A 17,443-nucleotide genomic window follows, 5' to 3' on the forward strand; every position below is an offset into this window, starting at 1 on the left:
CTCCGAGTGTCCGTGGTTGACCGCTCGATCCGGCACGGATCTGGCCCGAGCGCGCCGAGGCGAGAGGGTCAGTCGTGTCGCGAAACTGGTACGTGGATGCCTGGACCAAGGTCGGTGGAAGCTGCCAACAACTGGGCTGCGGCTTGTAGATCGTGTTCCCATGCCGGGAGATCGTCCGGTCCGATCCATTCGCTGTACTCCGCTGCGAGGGAGAGGAACCGCGTCTCCTCCTGGGTGTGAGCCGCGACCGTCATCGAGAGCCGGTCGGCCACTTCCTTGGGACTCAGCCCGCCTTGCACGAGACCGAACGCGAGGCTTACGAGGAGACGTCGGCCGGCCGTCTCCTCGTCAGGAAGATGCACGTCGAGTTCCCGCAGGGCCTGGACGTACAGCTCGCGGACCTCATCCGCATCGCTCCGGCGTGGCAGGCCGGCCAGCTCACGCAGGGCGGGCGAATCGTGGCCATCGACGAGCGCGTGCGCAGCGAGCATCGGAAGATCCTCGGAGTGGAGTACCTCTGCCACGTACTGCCAAGCACTGTCCTGCAACCGGTCCATGACGGCCATCGTGGAGGGCGCGAGGTGTTCCGGCCGGCAGATTGCTGTTCTGGGGTGCTGCCTCCCAGGACGTCGCCTCGCCCTTCGGCGGGCATCTCGCCGGCGCAGGTCGCCGAACGGGCGGGCAACAGCGTGCCGGGTCAGCTCAAGGACCACCAGCGGCGGATCGAGGCCGGGAGGTCTTCCCGACCTCTCCCAAGATCGCTGAGCCGCCCACGAAACTTCGACACGTTTTCGACAGGGCCACCCGCAGGAACCCGGGGGCAGCCGGACAGCCTCGGACCGCCCTCGCGATCACCCGAGGGCGGTCCGGCGCTTACGTGTCCGCTACGCGCCACCCGCTAATGTGCCGCTGACCAGCGAAAAGGCCCTCCGGGTCGGAGGGCCTCAAGGTGGTGCACGATGTGCGCCCCCGGCAGGACTCGAACCTGCGGCCAAGCGCTTAGAAGGCGCCTGCTCTATCCACTGAGCTACGGGGGCCGGTGATGGCCTCGGTGGCCTGGAGCCCCCCTCGGGTGTTCCGTGACCTTGCCGGGCACAAGGATAGGGCTCCGATCGCCTTGACCCGGTTGCTTCACCTGCGTGGCACGATGTGGAGGTTCGGTGAAGCGAACCGATAATCGCAGGCAGGTGCGATTCGTGCATCGCTTTTGACGTCTCACGTCCCGGGTGTTGTGCAGTCGTTATGCCTGCGTCCCACTCGTCCCGTGTGTCCCATCTGTCTGATCGGCGCGCAGAGATCGTCATACGCTTCAAAAAGTCACCAAAATTGGGCATTCTTCGCATGTGGTGACCTTGGATGCACGGCCTCAGCTGATCGACGCACTTTCCGCCCTGCGCGACCGTGTCGCCGCCGTGCGTCTTCCACTTCCCCTCGCGGGCGCGCCCCGGGCCCGGCAGACGCGGGCCGAGCTGCTCGCCCAGCTCGACGACTATCTGGTGCCCCGTCTCAAAGATCCCGAAGCACCCTTGCTCGCCGTCATCGGCGGGTCCACCGGCGCCGGCAAGTCCACGCTCGTCAACTCCCTTGTGGGGCGACGGGTCAGCGAGGCGGGGGTGCTGCGGCCGACGACCCGCACGCCCGTGCTGGTGTGCCACCCCGACGACCACCACTGGTTCGCCGGGATGCGGGTGCTGCCGCAGCTCACCCGGGTCTGGATGCCTCCCCAGGAGGACGCCGAGGAGGAGCACCTGCTGCCCGCCAGGGCCGGCGGCCGCAACGGCGGCGGGTGGGCCGGCGGACGGCGGGCCGCGGAGGAGAAGGCGCTGCGGATCGAGACGGCCTCCCTGCTCCCGCGCGGCCTGGCACTGCTCGACGCTCCCGACATCGACTCGCTGGTCGTCGAGAACCGGCTGCTGGCCGGGGAGTTGCTCTGCGCAGCCGATGTGTGGGTGATGGTGACGACGGCCTCGCGCTACGCCGACGCCGTCCCGTGGCACCTGCTGCGTACGGCGAAGGAGTACAACGCCACCCTGGTGACCGTTCTCGACCGGGTGCCCCACCAGGTTGTCGAGGAGGTGTCGCGCCAGTACGCGGCGCTGCTGACGAAGGCGGGCCTCGGCGACGTGCCCCGGTTCACGATCCCGGAGCTGCCCGAGTCGGCCGGCGGCGCGAACGGGCTGCTGCCCAACACGGCCGTCGCCGGACTGTTCTCCTGGCTCGCCCACCGGGCGCAGGACCCGGCGGCGCGCCAGCAGGCCATCAGCCGTACGGCAGGGGGCGTGATCGATTCGCTCAACAGGCGGATGCCGGAGCTGGCGAGCGCGGTCGCGGCACAGTACGCGGCGGCCGTACGGCTGACGAGCGCGGTCGAAGAGGCGTACGAGGCGGAGCGCGACCGGGTGCGCAGGCAACTGCGGGCGGGCGCCGTACTGGCCGGCGACGCCCGCACACGCTGGCGCGGCTATCCCCGTGACAGCTCGGCCGCCGAACTGCTGGACTCCCTCGTCGCCAGCCTGGCCGCGCTGCTGCAGTGCGCCGTCGCCGCCGCCGACGAACAGGTCGAGAACGCCTGGCGGCGGGAGCCCGCGGCCGCCGGGGTCGCCCGCACCGGCCGGCGCGACCTGGAAGCGGGGGAGCGGATCGGGATGGCCGTGCGGCGCTGGCGCCGGGTCCTGGAGGAGCTCGCCGAGGAGGAGGTGCGGGGGATGGAGCGCAACGCCGCGCCCGACCCCGAGACGGTGGCCGCGCTGCTCGCGACCTCGCTGCTGGGCGGGCGGCGGGCGCGCGGCGCGGGTGAGCGGCTCGCCGAGCGGATCGGCGCACAGAGCGCGCTGCGCCTGCGCGACAAGGGCGGCGAGCTGGCGACGACGTACATCGACGACGTACTGAACAGCGAGCGGGAGCGGCGGCTGGCGCCCCTCGACGCGCTCGAGGTGAGCCCGGAGCCCCAGGCCGAGCTGATCGCCGCGCTGTCCCTACTGCAGAAGGAGAGGTGACCGCGGGTGACCGCCATCACCGACGACGAGAACGAGACCGGCGGCCGCTGGGACGACGGGCTGATCGCCCGCCGGGTCGGTCAGCGGCACGAGGACGGCACGGGTCACGACGACGGCGCGGGCCCCGGGGACATGAGCCATGGGGACGGTGGAGGGGAAGTGGGAGGAGAGGGCGAGGGGGACCACATCGGCGACGAGCAGCTGCCCGTCGGAGGCACGTACGGCGGCCCTCTGCGTGACCGGCTCAGCGCCCTGCGCGAGCTGCTCGGGCTGTCCCAGACCCGGCTGGACGGGAAGACCCTCGCGGAGGCCGGCCGGGTCCTCGACGAGGCCGCCGCGCGCCAGCGGCTCTCCTCGCGTCACACCGTCGTGGCCATCGCCGGCGCGACGGGAAGCGGCAAGTCCACGCTGTTCAACGCGCTCGCCGGGGTGCGCATCGCGGAGACGGGGCTGCGCAGGCCCACCACGTCCGCGCCCATCGCGTGCACCTGGTCGGAAGGGGCGGCGGGGCTCCTCGACCGGCTCGCCATCCCCGGGAGGCTGCGGCGTAAGCCCCTCGCGGGCGGTGACGGCGACGAGACGCTGCAAGGGCTGGTGCTGGTGGACCTGCCCGACCACGACTCGGCCGTCGTACGGCACCGGGAGCAGGTGGACCGGATCCTGGCGCTGGTCGACGCGGTGATCTGGGTCGTCGATCCGGAGAAGTACGCCGACGCGGCGCTGCACGAGCGCTATCTGCGGCCACTGGCCGGTCATGCCGAGATCACGTTCGTCGTGCTCAACCAGATCGACCGGTTGCCCGGCGAGGCCGCCGACCAGGTACTGGACGATCTGCGCCGGCTGCTCGACGAGGACGGCATGGCCGTGGGGGAGCACGGCGAACCTGGCGCGACCGTCCTCGCGCTCTCCGCCCTGACGGGGGAGGGGGTGGGCGAACTGCGGGAGATGGTCGGCGCCTTCGTGCAGGAGCGCAGCGCGGCGGCGCGCAGACTGTCGGCCGATGTCGACGCGGCGGCGGCGAAGCTGCGGCCGGTCTACGTCGCCGACGGCCGGACCGGCCTGGACGAGCGGGCCCGTGAGGACTTCTCGGCACGGCTCGCGGAAGCGATCGGCGCGACGGCGGCGGGCGAGGCGGCGGAGCGCGAATGGCGCAGGAACGCCGGACGCGCGTGCGGGACGCCATGGCTGCGGCTGTGGCGCTGGTACGAGCGCAAGCGCATGCCCGGGGCGGCGACCGTCGAGCCGCAGGTTCCCATGGAGGAGGAGCCGACCGCGCGGCAGCGGGTCGAGCAGGCGGTCCGCACGGTCGCAGACGAGGCCGCGCACGGGCTGCCCGCCCCATGGGGCCAGGCGGTGCGCGAAGCGGCCCTGCGGGGCGCGCAGGGGCTTCCCGAGGCGCTGGACGCACTGGCGGCGCGTGAGGCGGCGGAGTCCAAGGGACGGCCGCTGCGCCCTGCGTGGTGGCCGGCCGCGGTGCTCGCGCAGGCGTCGATGACGCTGCTGCAGATCTACGGCGGGCTGTGGCTGGTGGGCCAGATCGTGGGCGTACTGGAGCCGGGGCTCGTCCCGCCGGTGCTGGTGATGCTCGCCGGCATCGTGGGCGGGCCGCTGGTCGAGTGGGCGTGTGCGGCCGCGACGAAGGGCCCCGCGCGGCGTTACGGGCAGGATGCGCGGCGCCGCCTCCAGGAGGCGGCGGCCGGCTGCGGGCGTGCGAAGGTGCTCGATCCGGTGGCGGCCGAGCTGATGCGGTACCGGGAGGTGCGGGAGAAGTACGCGAGGGTGTCGGGATCGACGAGGCCCGCCTCGGCCGGGCCCGGCGCGGTGCAGGGACGGGTGCGTTCCCGGATCGGGTGACGGAGTTGTCCACAGCGGGGCGTCCGTCCACAGGCGTCGGCGGGATCCTTCCGTCCGGTCCAGCATGGAGACCGGTCCACAGCGACCGGGCAAATGCAACCGGACGGGGAGGTGACCGTCATGAACGACACCATGGTGACGGTGGTGGGGAATGTCGCCACGAATGTGGAGTACCGGGAAACGGCCACGGGCGGGATGGCGCGATTCCGTTTCGCCGTTCCGTCGCGGCGCTGGGATCGCCGGGGCGGTAACTGGACGGACGGGCCGACAAGCTTCTACACCGTCTTCGCCTGGCGCTCGCTCGCACAGAATCTGGCCGGTTCCGTTTCGGTGGGGGAACCGCTTCTCGTGCACGGCCGCCTGAAGGTCCGTGAGGAGGAGGCGGACGGCAGGCGGCGGACGTTCGTGGACATCGACGCGCTGGCGGTGGGGCACGACCTGACCCGCGGGACCTCGGCCTTCCGGCGGGTGGTGAAGAGCCGCGACCCTGACGAGAGGTCCGCGGCGGCCGCGGGGGTCGTGAGAACGGCGCCGCAGGGGGCAGGCGCGGGGGAGGCAGTGGCGCAGGGAGCACCCCTTGTCGCCTCCCTTTGACGGGAGTTGAGGCAAAACGGTTCGACCGCTCCGGGAGTGAGGGCGGGCGGAAAAGGGAGATCAGGGGGTGAACTCACCGACGGGGGTAACGATTTCGAGTCGGAATGGTTATCTGACGGCATGACCGGGCATCGCGCTGCGCGCCGTCCATAGGATTCCCGGGTACTCACGGGGCACTTGAGTCTGCTGGCGAGACACTCCCCCCACGCGTCGCACGCCTTGCACGCATCGCACGCGAAAAGGTCTCGCCCGGAGGGGAATTCTGCTGTGTTTGCTGTGTTCTCTACGTCTGCCGTACGCAGGCGGCGCGCCGCTCGCCGTCTGGCCGCCGCGGCGGTGGTGTCGGGCCTGATGGCCGCCGGCTCCATCGCCGGCGCCGGTGCGGCAGCCGCCGACGATGCCGCCCAGCATCAGGGCGGTGCGGTCGCCACGCTCGACGGGCTGCAGACGTACGACCAGGCGGTGCTGCACACCAACGGCAAGGACCAGGAGATCCTCGCGGGTCTCTTCGAGATGACGGTCGACGGCGGCGGCCAGCTGCAGACGTACTGCATCGACATCCACAACCCGACCCAGGACCAGGCCAAGTATCTGGAGACCCCCTGGAACCAGACGTCGCTGGGCGCCAACGAGAACGCCGGCAAGATCCGCTGGATCCTGCAGCACTCGTTCCCCCAGGTCAACGATCTGGCGGCACTGGCCAGGAGCGCCGGCCTCGACGGGCAGCTGACGGACAAGACCGCCGCCGCCGGCACCCAGGTCGCCATTTGGCGGTTCTCGGACGGCGCGGACGTCACGGCGGCCGACCCGCAGGCGGAGAAGCTCGCCGACTGGCTCCAGGAGTCCGCGGCGGACGTCGAGGAGCCCAAGGCCTCGCTGAGCCTCGAGCCGAACGCGGTCTCCGGCAAGCCCGGCAGCCGGCTCGGCCCGGTGACGGTGCGCACCGACGCCGGCCAGGTCGCCGTGGCGCCTCCTGCCGACGCGGCCTCCAGCGGCATCAAGATCACCGACGAGGCCGGTAAGCCGGTGACCTCCGCGGTCGACGGCAGCAAGCTGTACTTCGACGTCCCCGAGGACGCAGCGGACGGAACGGCCACGCTGGGCGTCCAGGCGAGCATGTCGGTGCCGGTCGGGCGGGCCTTCGCCAGCGCCACCAAGAGCCAGACGCAGATCCTGGCCGGATCCAGCCGATCCACCGTCTCGGCGCAGGCCGCGGCGACCTGGGCGAAGGCGGGGGCGATCCCCTCCCTGTCGGCGAAGAAGAACTGCGCCAAGGGCGGCGTGGACATCACGGCCGGCAACAAGGGTGACGCCCCGTTCACCTTCTCGCTGGCCGGCTTCGAGCACACGATCAAGGCCGGGGAGTCCCGGACGGTGACGGTGCCGGTGGCCGAGGACCAGGCCTACGACTTCACGATCACCGGGCCCGGCGGGTTCGAGAAGAACTTCAAGGGCGTCCTCGACTGCAAGACCGCGAGCGCCCCTGCCCAGCCCGGCACCGAGACCCCGTCGTCCCAGCCCAGCCCCGCGTCGGCGGGCGGCACCTCCGCGGGACTCGAGGGCGACCTCGCCGCGACGGGCGGCTCCAGCGCCACGCCGATGATCGCGGGCATCGCGATCGTGCTGGTGCTGGTCGGCGGCGGCGCGGTCTTCTTCCTCCGCAGGAAGAAGACGGCCGGCGGAGAGTGACCAGGTCGCCGCGCACCGTGGCGTGGTAGTGAGGTGATCGAGGGAGGGGCCCGGCACGGGGACGTGCCGGGCCCCTCCTGTCGCTTCACGCTCCGGCCGCACCACGTGCCCCATCTTGTCCGGTTCGCGGCGTCGGCCGTCCGGTTCGGCGGCGAGCGGGCGGGGCCGGGTCGCCGGACCGCCCCGGGCACACGCAGGCGTATGGACGCGGTTTCCGTCAGGGGGGCGCCGTACGGCAAGATGGGTGTATCTGCCCACCCACTTCCTGCCGGACGGTTTCTCTTGGCTGAGTACATCTACACGATGCGCAAGACGCGCAAGGCGCACGGCGACAAGGTCATCCTCGATGACGTGACGCTGAGCTTCCTGCCCGGTGCGAAGATCGGTGTGGTCGGCCCCAACGGCGCCGGTAAGTCCACGGTGCTGAAGATCATGGCCGGTCTGGAGCAGCCCTCCAACGGCGATGCCTTCCTCTCCCCCGGCTACAGCGTCGGCATCCTCATGCAGGAGCCGAAGCTGGACGAGTCGAAGACGGTCCTGGAGAACGTCCAGGACGGCGCCGCGGAAATCATGGGCAAGCTGAAGCGCTTCAACGAGGTCGCCGAGCTCATGGCGACCGACTACACGGACGCGCTCATGGAGGAGATGGGCAAGCTCCAGGAGGACCTGGACCACGCGAACGCGTGGGACCTGGACGCCCAGCTGGAGCAGGCCATGGACGCCCTGGGCTGCCCGCCCGGCGACTGGCCCGTCGTCAACCTCTCCGGTGGTGAGAAGCGCCGTGTCGCGCTGTGCAAGCTGCTGATCGAGGCCCCGGACCTGCTGCTCCTCGACGAGCCCACCAACCACCTCGACGCCGAGTCGGTGAACTGGCTCGAGCAGCACCTGTCGAAGTACGCGGGCGCCGTCGTCGCCGTCACTCACGACCGGTACTTCCTGAACAACGTCGCCGAGTGGATCCTCGAGCTCGACCGCGGCCGTGCGCTGCCCTACGAGGGCAACTACTCCACCTACCTCGACAAGAAGGCCGCCCGCCTCAAGGTCGAGGGCCGCAAGGACGAGAAGCGCGCCAAGCGGCTGAAGGAAGAGCTCGAGTGGGTCCGGTCCAACGCCAAGGGCCGGCAGAGCAAGTCCAAGGCCCGTCTCGCCCGCTACGAGGAGATGGCCGCCGAGGCGGACAAGATGCGGAAGCTGGACTTCGAGGAGATCCAGATCCCGCCGGGCCCGCGTCTGGGCTCCGTCGTCGTCGAGGTCGAGAACCTCTCGAAGTCCTTCGGCGACAAGGTCCTCGTCGACGACCTGTCCTTCACGCTGCCGCGCAACGGCATCGTCGGCATCATCGGTCCGAACGGCGCCGGCAAGACCACGCTGTTCAAGATGATCCAGGGCCTGGAGCAGCCGGACTCCGGCACGATCAAGATCGGTGACACGGTCAAGATCTCCTACGTCGACCAGACCCGCGCCAACATCGACCCCAAGAAGACCCTCTGGGCGGTCGTGTCGGACGAGCTGGACTACATCAATGTCGGCCAGGTCGAGATGCCGTCCCGCGCGTACGTCAGCGCCTTCGGCTTCAAGGGCCCGGACCAGCAGAAGCCGGCCGGTGTCCTCTCCGGTGGTGAGCGCAACCGCCTCAACCTGGCGCTGACGCTCAAGGAGGGCGGCAACCTGCTGCTCCTCGACGAGCCCACCAACGACCTCGACGTCGAGACGCTCTCGTCCCTCGAGAACGCTCTGCTCGAGTTCCCCGGCGCGGCCGTGGTCATCTCCCACGACCGCTGGTTCCTCGACCGGGTCGCCACGCACATCCTGGCGTACGAGGGCAACTCCAAGTGGTACTGGTTCGAGGGCAACTTCGAGTCGTACGAGAAGAACAAGGTCGACCGTCTCGGCCCGGACGCGGCACGCCCGCACCGCGCCACGTACAAGAAGCTCACCCGGGGCTGATGCGGCGCATGGCCCGTCACATCTACCGCTGCCCCCTGCGCTGGTCGGACATGGACGCCTTCGGGCACGTCAACAACGTGGTCTTCCTTCGGTATCTGGAAGAGGCGCGGATCGACTTCATGTTCCGGCTGGCGCCGGGGGACGGTTCGCCCTCCTTCTCCGGCGGCTCGGTGGTCGCACGGCACGAGATCGACTACGTGCGGCCGCTGGTCCACCGGCACGAGCCGGTGATCATCGAGTCGTGGGTGACGAAGATCAGCGCCGCCTCCCTGACCATCGCGTACGAGGTCAAGGAGGAGGACGATCCGTCGACGGTCTATGTGCGGGCCTCGACGGTCGTCGTGCCGTACAACCTCGAGTCGCAGCGGCCGCGTCGGATCAGCGCGGAGGAGAAGTCCTTCCTCGAGAAGTACCTCGACAAGGCCGCCCTCGCCGCATGAGTGTTCCCATGTCCGTGCCCGTGCAGAGTCTGCGCCTCGCCGACGTGAGGGAGGCGGAGGACCTCTCCGCCTTCCTCGGCCGGCTGATCCACTACGACCGCGCAGCCGCGGTCAGGCTCCAGGCCGGGCGCGGGGCGCTCGCGGTGTTCGGGCGTCCGCCGTCCTTCGAGGTGCTCGCCATCCGTACGGCGCGGCTCGCGGAGTCCGTCGAGCTGGACGTCACCGTCTCCGCGGGGGAGCTGCTGGAGTCGATGGAGGGCGCGGAGTTCGCCGTGCCCGCGGCCGTCACCGGTCCTCCGTGGGCGGGTGTGCTTCCGCCGCGCGGCGGCTGGCGGGAACTGCCGGGGCTGCCGGACGTGTCCGCGATGCGGGCGGCCGTGGCTGCGGCCGTGGCCGAGTTCCGCGGGCGGGACGAGGCGCTCCCGGCGGAGCGGCGCACCCGCGCGGAGCGCGACCGCATCGGCCGGGAGATCTGGTCCCGCACGGTCGGCGCGACGGCCCTTCCCCTGCGCGCCGTGCACGCCGCGCAGTCGCTCGGTTTCCTGCGGCCCGGCATGCCCGTGGCGCTGCTGTCCGCGGGGACGTGGCTGAGGCTGCGGACGCCCTTCGGGTCGATCGCCCTGCGCACCAACGGCGTGGGCGGTCTGACGGTCACCCCGGCGTAGCCCGCCGCGCGGAAGGTCCCCCTCCCCGAGGGGGCCGTGCCCGCGAACCGCTGCCGCTCCCGCGTCAGCGTTCCGCCGCGTCGTCCGGCCAGATCCCGATGTGGTCCTGTTCGAGCTCCAGCATCACGCGGTGCTCCATGCCCAGCGCCGCCATGTAGTCGGCCGGCAGCTGAAGGCGCCCCGCCCGGTCCAGCATCGCGTACTCGCGTGCCACCACCGACTCCTGCCCCTCCGCGTCGATCTCGGTGCGCCGCAGCACCTCGGACGACGTGCGGCCGTCGCGGATGGCGACCGTGCGGCGGACCTCGCCCGCGACGGCCTGGTCGTGCGTGACGATCACGATCGTCGTGCCCAGCTCCTCGTTGGCCCGGCGGAACGCCGCGAAGACCTGCTCACCGGTCGCCGAGTCCAGCTCGCCGGTCGGCTCGTCGGCGAGCAGCACCGCGGGCGAATTGGCGAGGGCGACGGCGATCGCGGTGCGCTGCTGCTGCCCGCCGGACATCTGGTGGGGGCGCCGGTCGCGGCAGTCGTCGACGCCGAGCATCGACAGCAGTTCCTGTACGCGCTCCGCCTTGCGCCTCTTGCCGCGGCCGCCGCGCAACTGCATCGGCAGGGCCACGTTCTGGGCCGCGGTGAGGTACGGCAGCAGGTTACGGGCGGTCTGCTGCCACACGAAGCCGACGACCTCGCGGCGGTAGCTCAGCCGCGCCTTGGCGTCCATGGAGAGCAGGTCGCACCCGGCGACCCGGGCCGCGCCGGCGGACGGCACGTCCAGCCCGGCCAGGATGTTCATCAGGGTCGACTTCCCGCTGCCGGACGCGCCGACCAGGGCCATCAACTCGCCCTCCTTTACCAGCAGGTCGAGTCCTTGCAGCGCCTGGACCTCCACCCCGTCCGAGGCGAAGATCCGCACCAGCCGGTCGCAGGTGATCAGCGCGTCGTGCCCGTAGGAGGCCCGGTCGCGGTGGGCAGCGGCGCGTTCCTCCAGCTGCTCCAGGGTGGTGTCGGTCATCGCGTGTCTCCTGCCCTGAGTTCGGTGATCGATCCGCGGCGTCCCGCCCACCACGCCTGGACGGCGGCCACCGCCCCGGCCAGCAGCACCACGGCGGCCGCGGGCAGCGCCAGCGACCACGGGTCGGCCCGCAGGGACGCGCTGTCCAGGGGCGCGGAGCCGGGCGCGGCCGCCAGCGCGAGGCGCACCAGGTCCACTCCGGGCGCGAGGAGCTTGATCGTGGCCCAGCCGACGAGGATGCCGCCGACAGCTGCCAACAGCGCCTGGGGGAGCGCCTCGAGGCCGAGCAGCTGCCGCCCCTGACGGGTGGTGAGCCCCATGGTGCGCAGCCGGGCCAGCAGCGCGGCGCGTTCCGGCGCGGCCTGCATGAGCGAGAGCAGCAGGGCCAGCACGGCGTAGCCGGCCCCGGCGGCGATGGCGGCCGCGTAGATCCGTTCGGCGCCGGCCTGGAGCGGTGAGTCGGTGAAGGTCGCCCGAGCCTCGTCGCGCAGCCGCACGGTGAGGTCGTCGTCCATGCCGTGGACGGCCGCGCGCAGTGCCTTGCCGTCGATGCCGGTGCCCGTTGCCAGCAGCGCGGTCGGCGCGCGGTGGGTGAGCCGTGAGCCGTCGACGACGAGGAACTCCGCGGACGACACGGCGGGGGTCCGGGACCGTACGGCGGTGACCTTGACGGTGAAGGTGCCGGCTGCCGAGTTGATCCGGTGTGTTCCCTTGCCGAGCTGCTTCGCGACGCCGGGGGAGGCGACGGCGTGCAGAACGGGCTCCCCGGAAGCGTCACCCGTGGCCGGTGAGGTCCTGAGCGCGTCCGCCGGGAAGGTGCCGAGATCGGCATGCCGGGCGAGCTTCGCGTACGCGCCGGGGTCGGCGCCGACGAGGGAGACGGCCAGCGGCTCCGACCGTTCGGCCTGGTTCCGGGCGGGCAGTGTCAGCGCGTGCTCGACCTGCACGGCCGCCACCCCCCGTACGCCGGGTACGTCCCGCACGGCCCGCTCCGCCCCCTTCGGGAGCGCCAGCACGTCGCCGGGGCCCGAGACGCGCGCGTCCGCACCCGTCGCCAGCAGCGCCGCCCGGTCCCGCGCGTCCGCGACGCCCGCCAGGACCGACCCGCCGAACGCGGCCGTCGTGAGCGCGACCAGCAGGACCAGCAGCGGCAGGGAGCCGGCGGCCGAGGAGCGACCGGTACGGGCGAGCGAGAGGAACCCGACCGCGCCGCGCAGCCGGCCGGCGGGCCGCGCCGCCCAGCGCAGCGGCAGCGGATAGAGCCGTACGAGGACGAGCGCGGCGATCAGGCCGACCAGCACGGGTGCGGCGCTGACGAGATGGTCGGCGCCGTCGGAGGTGCCGCGCCGCCGCAGTGCGACGACCGCGCCCACGGCCAGGACCAGCAGGGTGAGTTCGGCGACGGTACGGCGCCTGGACGGCCGGGCGAGCACCACGTCGTCGCGTTCCCCCGGCACACGGGGCCTGCGGTGCTGCGTCATCGCGCGCACCGGAAGCGCGGCGCAGGCCATGACGGCCACGGCGGCCGCCCCGATCACGGCGGGCAGCAGTCTCGCGTCGTCGACGACGAGGACCGCGAGGAGCGGACCGGCGGCCGCGGTGGGCAGGGCGACGACGGCGGTCTCGGCGAGCAGCCTGCCGCCGATGCCGCACAACGAACCGCCGCGGGAGCGCATCAGGGCCAGTTCGGCCCGGCGCCGGGCCGCGAACAGCCCGCCCGTCATCGCCACCACGACGGCGGCGACGGTGCCGATCCCGAAGGCGGCCACGGCGACGACCGGAGCGATGGCGTCCCGCATCGTGGTGTAGGAGGCGAGGATGCCGTCCATGTCCGTGGTGAGCAGGGCGTTCTCGTCGACGGCGCCTTTGATCTCGAGCAGCCCGGGGCCGCCTTCGAGGGACGCGATCCGGTCGGTGAGGGCGGGCACGTCCTGTGCGGTGAGGTGGCCGGTGAGCGGGGCGAAGCGCCAGTACGGCTGGGGCTCGCCGAGGGTTCCGAGCAGCGCCGGGGCGGCGTCCGGGGCGATCAGCAGGGAGGCGTTCCAGTAGGCCACCGGCGGGCTGGTCCCCGGCGCGACGAGGAGCCCAGGGGCGCGCAGCCGCGGGTCGGCGGACCAGTAACTCCCGTGCGGGTCGCGCGGGTCCACGATGCCGGTGATCCGTACGGACAGCGCTCCTTCCCCGGGGTCGCCCAGGTGCAGCACGGCGCCGGTCCTGATGTTCAGGGTCTTCGCGGTCTCTGCGGTGACCGCTGCCTCCAGCTCCTTGGTGGCGGACGTGACCCGTCCGTCCGTCTTCGGCAGCCAGCCCTCACGCACGGTGGAGTGCGTCTCGAGCCCGCTCTGCGCCACGACGGAGAACTCCGGCGACGCGCCCTCCGGGCGCGGCAGCCAACGATCCGTGCCCTCCAAGGGCTTGGCGGTCTCCACACCGTACGCGGACTGCGCGGTGTCCACGCGCAGCGGTTCCGGCAGCAGCCCGGCCATGGCCCGGTGGGCATCGCCGAGGCGCTCGGGGAGCAACGACTTCTCCCGGGCCGGTTCCGGCATTTCGAGCGGCGGCTGCGGCGTGCTCACCTCCAGCACGCTGCGGGACGGCTGGGCGTCGCTCAGGTCGTGCCGCAGGCCGTGGTTCTCGTACGAGTCGACGGCGCGCGGGAACGCGGCGGCGAGGAACGCGGTGAGCAGCACGAGCACACCGAACGCGGCGGCCGCCCCGGGCGCCGTGCGCAGCCGGGTCCTGACCCACGGGGCCACCATGCGCCGGGCGTGGCCCTCGCTCTTGCTGGAACGCGCATTCATGTCAGTTGTCCCCCCTGTGGCGCAGAGTCACCGCGGGGTCCGCGCGACGCAGGGCGATGACGGCGACGATCAGAAGCGGCAGCGCGGCGACACCCGCGAGCAGCAGACCCACCTGGCCCACGGGCAGTTCGATCAGCACATCCGGAACGGGCTTGGTGGCCTGCCCGGTCAGGACGATCAGCGGCACGACGGCCCGGGTCAGTACGGCACCCAGACCGATGCCCACCAGCAGCGCGATGCCGATCAGCAGGGTCTGCTCGGCCGCGACCAGCCGGGCGAGCTGGCGGCGCGGTGCGCCGAGCGCACGCAGTACGGCGAGTTCGGCGGATCGCTCCCGCAGCGAACCGGCCGCGCTGACGGCGAAACCCACCGCGGCGAGTGCCGCTGCGGCCAGCGCCACCGCCATCAACGCGGAGCGCGGCCCGGCGCCGAGCGGGTCGCCGAGCAGTTCGTCCGCGGCCTCGTCGCGTACGAGCACCTGGCCGGGGTCGGCGGCGGGGCGGTCGCGCAGAGCCTGCGCGACCTCGCCGGCCTTGCCCGGCTCGGTGCTCAGCCACCATTCGGTGGGCGTGAGCGACGAACCTCCCCGGGCGGCGATCTCGGTGTTGATCGTGGGCAGGTCCACCAACAGGGCTCCGCCGTCGGCGTCCTGCTGGTCGGTGGCAGCGCCTTCGCCGTCCGCCGCGACGGTCGTGGCGTTGGCGCCCGCTCCGGTCGTCGGCAGGGCACGCACCGTCCTGGCGATCTTCACCCGCAGCGACTCGCCCGACAGCATCACATCGATGACGTCCCCGCGCTTCGCTCCGGCCGCGCGCAGGAACTCGTCCGTGGCGACGGCGGCGACCTGCCGGGGCCGTGCCGGCCGCGTGGCGGTGACGAGGATGCTGAACTCCGAGCGGACGGGCCTGCCCCACGAGTCCACGGCCCTCGGGTCCGGCCCGATGCCGTAGCCGAGGTCCAGCGGACGGGAACCGGAGGCGGCGGGGCGGAGCGGCCTGGGCGTCCCGGGCTCGCCGGCCTGGATCTCGGTGTAACTGCCCTCCCAGCGAGGGCCCCGATCCGCCGTGACGGGGCGCGAGGTCCCGTCGGCGCCGGTGGTGCTCAGCCGGTCGACGCTCAGGCGGTGCGCCGTGGCGGGGCCGTCCGGGATCGTGCCGTCGAGCCGCAGCCCGGTCAGGGCCAGCGGGCCGGCCGGGGCGGTGCGTCCTCCGGAGGAGGACTCGTCCAGGTCGAGGGTCACCGGATGGACGCGGCCGTCGGCGGCCACCTTGCCGGCCGACATGCGGTAAGCCAGGCCGTAGCGGTCCTCGACGATGACGGTGACCTGCGGCGTGAGCCGGGTGGGCGACGCACCTGCGGGGGCCTTCTCTTCGGTGATCCGCAGGTCGAGGGTGAGCCGGCGGGCGTCGTCGGGCAGCAGCACGCCGGGGCGGGCCCGATTCGCGGCGGTGGCCGCTGCGAGCAACGAGCCGGGCGGCTCGTCCGCGAGATCGTCCCGCAGCAGAAGCTGCTCGTCGGCGCGGGCGGTGTCGATCGCGAGCACGGTCGCGGTCCGGTTGCCGGAGAGCCCCAGGGGAGCGCGGTGGGCGGGAGCGGCTTCGCGCACGCCGGGCAGGGACGCGTACAGGCCGATGTCGCCCGGCCGGCCCGCCCCGCTGTCCGTCACCCGCACCGACGCTCCGGCCCTGAAGTCGGCCTGGTCGCTCTGCGACCGGTCCCAGGAGGCGCTCTGCCCGATCGCCAGCATGCCCATCGCCACGGCGAGGACCAGCAGCAGCACCGGTCCGGCGCCGCGCAGCGGCCGGCGGCTGAACTGCCAGCCCGCGAGGGCGGCGGGCAGGCCCCGGCCGCCGGCGGCGCGGCGTTCGGCGAGCCGGGCCGCGGGCGGCAGCAGACGCAGCGTCAGGACAGTGCCGGCCAGCAGGGCCAGGGCGGGTGCGGCGACGAGGAGGGGGTCGATGCCCAGATCCCCCTCGCGGTCACCGCTGATCGCCCCGCCGCCGGAGGAACCGGTCTGCCGGTCCAACTGCCAGTAGGCGACCGCTGCGACGGCCAGCAGTCCCACGTCCGCACCGGCCCGAACCGGAGCGGGCAGAGCGCCGCCGCGGCCACGCCGCAGCCGCAGCGCGCCGGACGTCGCGGCCAGCGCGGGTGCCACGACGGCCGCCGCGCAGCACACCGCCACCCCCGCGGCCACCAGCCACACCTGCGCCGTGGGCGCCTCGCCGAGCCGCAGTCCGCTCCTGGCGAGCGTGGAGTGCTCGGCCAGCAGACGTGTCAACGGCCCTGACAGCAGAGGCGCGCAGAGCGCCGCCGGGAGGGCGAGCAGCAGGGCCTCGACGGCGGCGAGCGAGATGATGCGCCGACGTGACGCGCCGCGGGCGCGCAGCAGGTCGGTCTCGCCGGTCCGCTCCGTACTGAGCAGCCGGGCCACCAGCAGCAGCGCGAACGCGGCGAGCAGCACCAGCTGCACGGCGACGATCATCAGGGTGGAGCGGGCGACCAGCAGGGCCCGCTCGCTCTGGGCCAGCACGGTCGGCAGGGAGGTGTGCACCGTCGCACCGGACGCGAACGCCGGGTCCTCGGCCAGCGATCGGGGGCCGCTCGTCGCCGTGGCGCGCAACGCACTGATGCGGTCGGTGGTGACGGTGCGGAAGTCGGCGGTGGCCAGCCACGCCGCGTCTCCGGCGGCGACACGGTCGGAGGCGAGGACCGAGGGGTGGGCGAGAAGCGGACCGTACGTGGTGAAGACCAGGGACCGCACGCCACGGCCGCCGAGGCTGTCGAGCTGCCAGTACGGATCGTTGCCGTCCGCCGGCCGGTAGAGGCCGGTCAGCCGGACGACGATCGGCTTGTCGGAGAGCCGGTCGGTGAGGGTGAGGCGCGCGCCGGGCTTCAGGCCCAACTGCTTCGCCGCGACTTCCGGCAGCGCGACCGGCACGACCCCGGCGTCGGCGGGGTCCGGGCGGGTACCGGACACCATCGTGACCCGGCTCTCCTCGAGAGCGGCGAAGTGGGTGAGGTCGGGCTCGCCCTTGCGTGCCTCCGGGTCCTGGAGGGACCGCGGGAGTGCGTACGTCCCCGAGCGTTCGAGCCTGTGCACCGTCACGGGCAGTCCGCCGAAGGACCGCTCGGCCCCTCGGACGACGGCGTCCTTTGCCGCCTCGCGGCGCTCCGGCGGGATCTTGGCGGTGACGGTCAGCGCTGCGGCGGCCGCGTCGCGCCCGCCCAGGGTCTGCCGCAGCGCGGCGTCCCCGACGGAGCCGGAGAAGGCGGCGAGCGAGGCGAGCACACAGGTCGTGAGCACAACCGCCAGGAGTGCCGCGGCCAGCAGCAGCCGGTGCGCCCTGACGCGCAGTAGTACGAACCCCGTCACCCGTCCCCCCACCCCACAGCGGTACCTGTCGGCGCCCCCGACGCCCACCGTCCATGGATGCTTTCAGAG

General features: G+C 72.7%; 11 protein-coding genes and 1 tRNA gene. 7 read left to right on the forward strand and 5 right to left on the reverse strand.

Annotation, left to right across the window (positions count from 1 at the left end):
• Positions 1–68: 68 nt before the first annotated feature.
• The gene (locus ACIPJI_RS01515; protein WP_402243839.1) at positions 69–557 is read right to left on the reverse strand and encodes a hypothetical protein; all 489 of its coding nucleotides are present in this window, start codon (positions 555–557) and stop codon (positions 69–71) included.
• Between the two features lie 407 nt (positions 558–964).
• Positions 965–1,037, reverse strand: a tRNA-Arg gene (locus ACIPJI_RS01520).
• A gap of 315 nt (positions 1,038–1,352) precedes the next feature.
• Between ACIPJI_RS01520 and ACIPJI_RS01525 the strand changes: the two genes are divergently transcribed.
• The 7 genes from ACIPJI_RS01525 to ACIPJI_RS01555 all read left to right on the forward strand — a co-directional run bounded on the left by ACIPJI_RS01525 (position 1,353) and on the right by ACIPJI_RS01555 (position 10,185).
• Positions 1,353–2,996 carry a dynamin family protein gene (locus tag ACIPJI_RS01525; protein WP_402243840.1) on the forward strand — a complete coding sequence of 548 codons (1,644 nt, stop codon included), beginning with the start codon at positions 1,353–1,355 and terminating at the stop codon, positions 2,994–2,996.
• A 6-nt stretch (positions 2,997–3,002) separates the two neighbouring features.
• On the forward strand, positions 3,003–4,850 hold the full coding sequence (locus ACIPJI_RS01530; protein ID WP_402243841.1) for a GTPase: 1,848 nt from the start codon (positions 3,003–3,005) through the stop codon (positions 4,848–4,850).
• 120 nt (positions 4,851–4,970) lie between these two features.
• Positions 4,971–5,444, forward strand: a complete 474-nt coding sequence (locus tag ACIPJI_RS01535; RefSeq protein WP_402243843.1) for a single-stranded DNA-binding protein — start codon at positions 4,971–4,973, stop codon at positions 5,442–5,444.
• A gap of 276 nt (positions 5,445–5,720) precedes the next feature.
• Positions 5,721–7,133 carry a Cys-Gln thioester bond-forming surface protein gene (locus ACIPJI_RS01540; RefSeq protein WP_402243845.1) on the forward strand — a complete coding sequence of 471 codons (1,413 nt, stop codon included), beginning with the start codon at positions 5,721–5,723 and terminating at the stop codon, positions 7,131–7,133.
• Between the two features lie 282 nt (positions 7,134–7,415).
• Entirely contained in the window at positions 7,416–9,080 is a 1,665-nt protein-coding gene (gene ettA, locus ACIPJI_RS01545; RefSeq protein WP_053557287.1) for an energy-dependent translational throttle protein EttA, read from the forward strand.
• Between the two features lie 8 nt (positions 9,081–9,088).
• The gene (locus tag ACIPJI_RS01550) at positions 9,089–9,520 is read left to right on the forward strand and encodes a thioesterase family protein (protein WP_307706469.1); all 432 of its coding nucleotides are present in this window, start codon (positions 9,089–9,091) and stop codon (positions 9,518–9,520) included.
• An 8-nt stretch (positions 9,521–9,528) separates the two neighbouring features.
• On the forward strand, positions 9,529–10,185 hold the full coding sequence (locus ACIPJI_RS01555; protein WP_402244715.1) for a hypothetical protein: 657 nt from the start codon (positions 9,529–9,531) through the stop codon (positions 10,183–10,185).
• Between the two features lie 64 nt (positions 10,186–10,249).
• On the opposite strand, the gene ACIPJI_RS01560 is transcribed toward ACIPJI_RS01555, so the two are convergent.
• From ACIPJI_RS01560 to ACIPJI_RS01570, 3 genes are read right to left on the reverse strand one after another with little or no spacing between them, the layout of a single operon-like run.
• Positions 10,250–11,197, reverse strand: a complete 948-nt coding sequence (locus tag ACIPJI_RS01560; protein WP_402243847.1) for an ATP-binding cassette domain-containing protein — start codon at positions 11,195–11,197, stop codon at positions 10,250–10,252.
• Complete coding sequence (locus tag ACIPJI_RS01565; protein WP_402243848.1) at positions 11,194–13,998, reverse strand: FtsX-like permease family protein; 2,805 nt, start codon at positions 13,996–13,998, stop codon at positions 11,194–11,196. Before ACIPJI_RS01565 ends, ACIPJI_RS01560 begins: the two co-directional genes overlap by 4 nt.
• A 1-nt stretch (position 13,999) precedes the next feature.
• Positions 14,000–17,374 (reverse strand): FtsX-like permease family protein, encoded by a 3,375-nt coding sequence (locus tag ACIPJI_RS01570; RefSeq protein ID WP_402243850.1) that lies wholly within the window; start codon positions 17,372–17,374, stop codon positions 14,000–14,002.
• Positions 17,375–17,443 lie beyond the last annotated feature (69 nt).

The organism is Streptomyces sp. NPDC086835, assembly GCF_044745705.1.
Classification (GTDB): Bacteria; Actinomycetota; Actinomycetes; order Streptomycetales; family Streptomycetaceae; genus Streptomyces.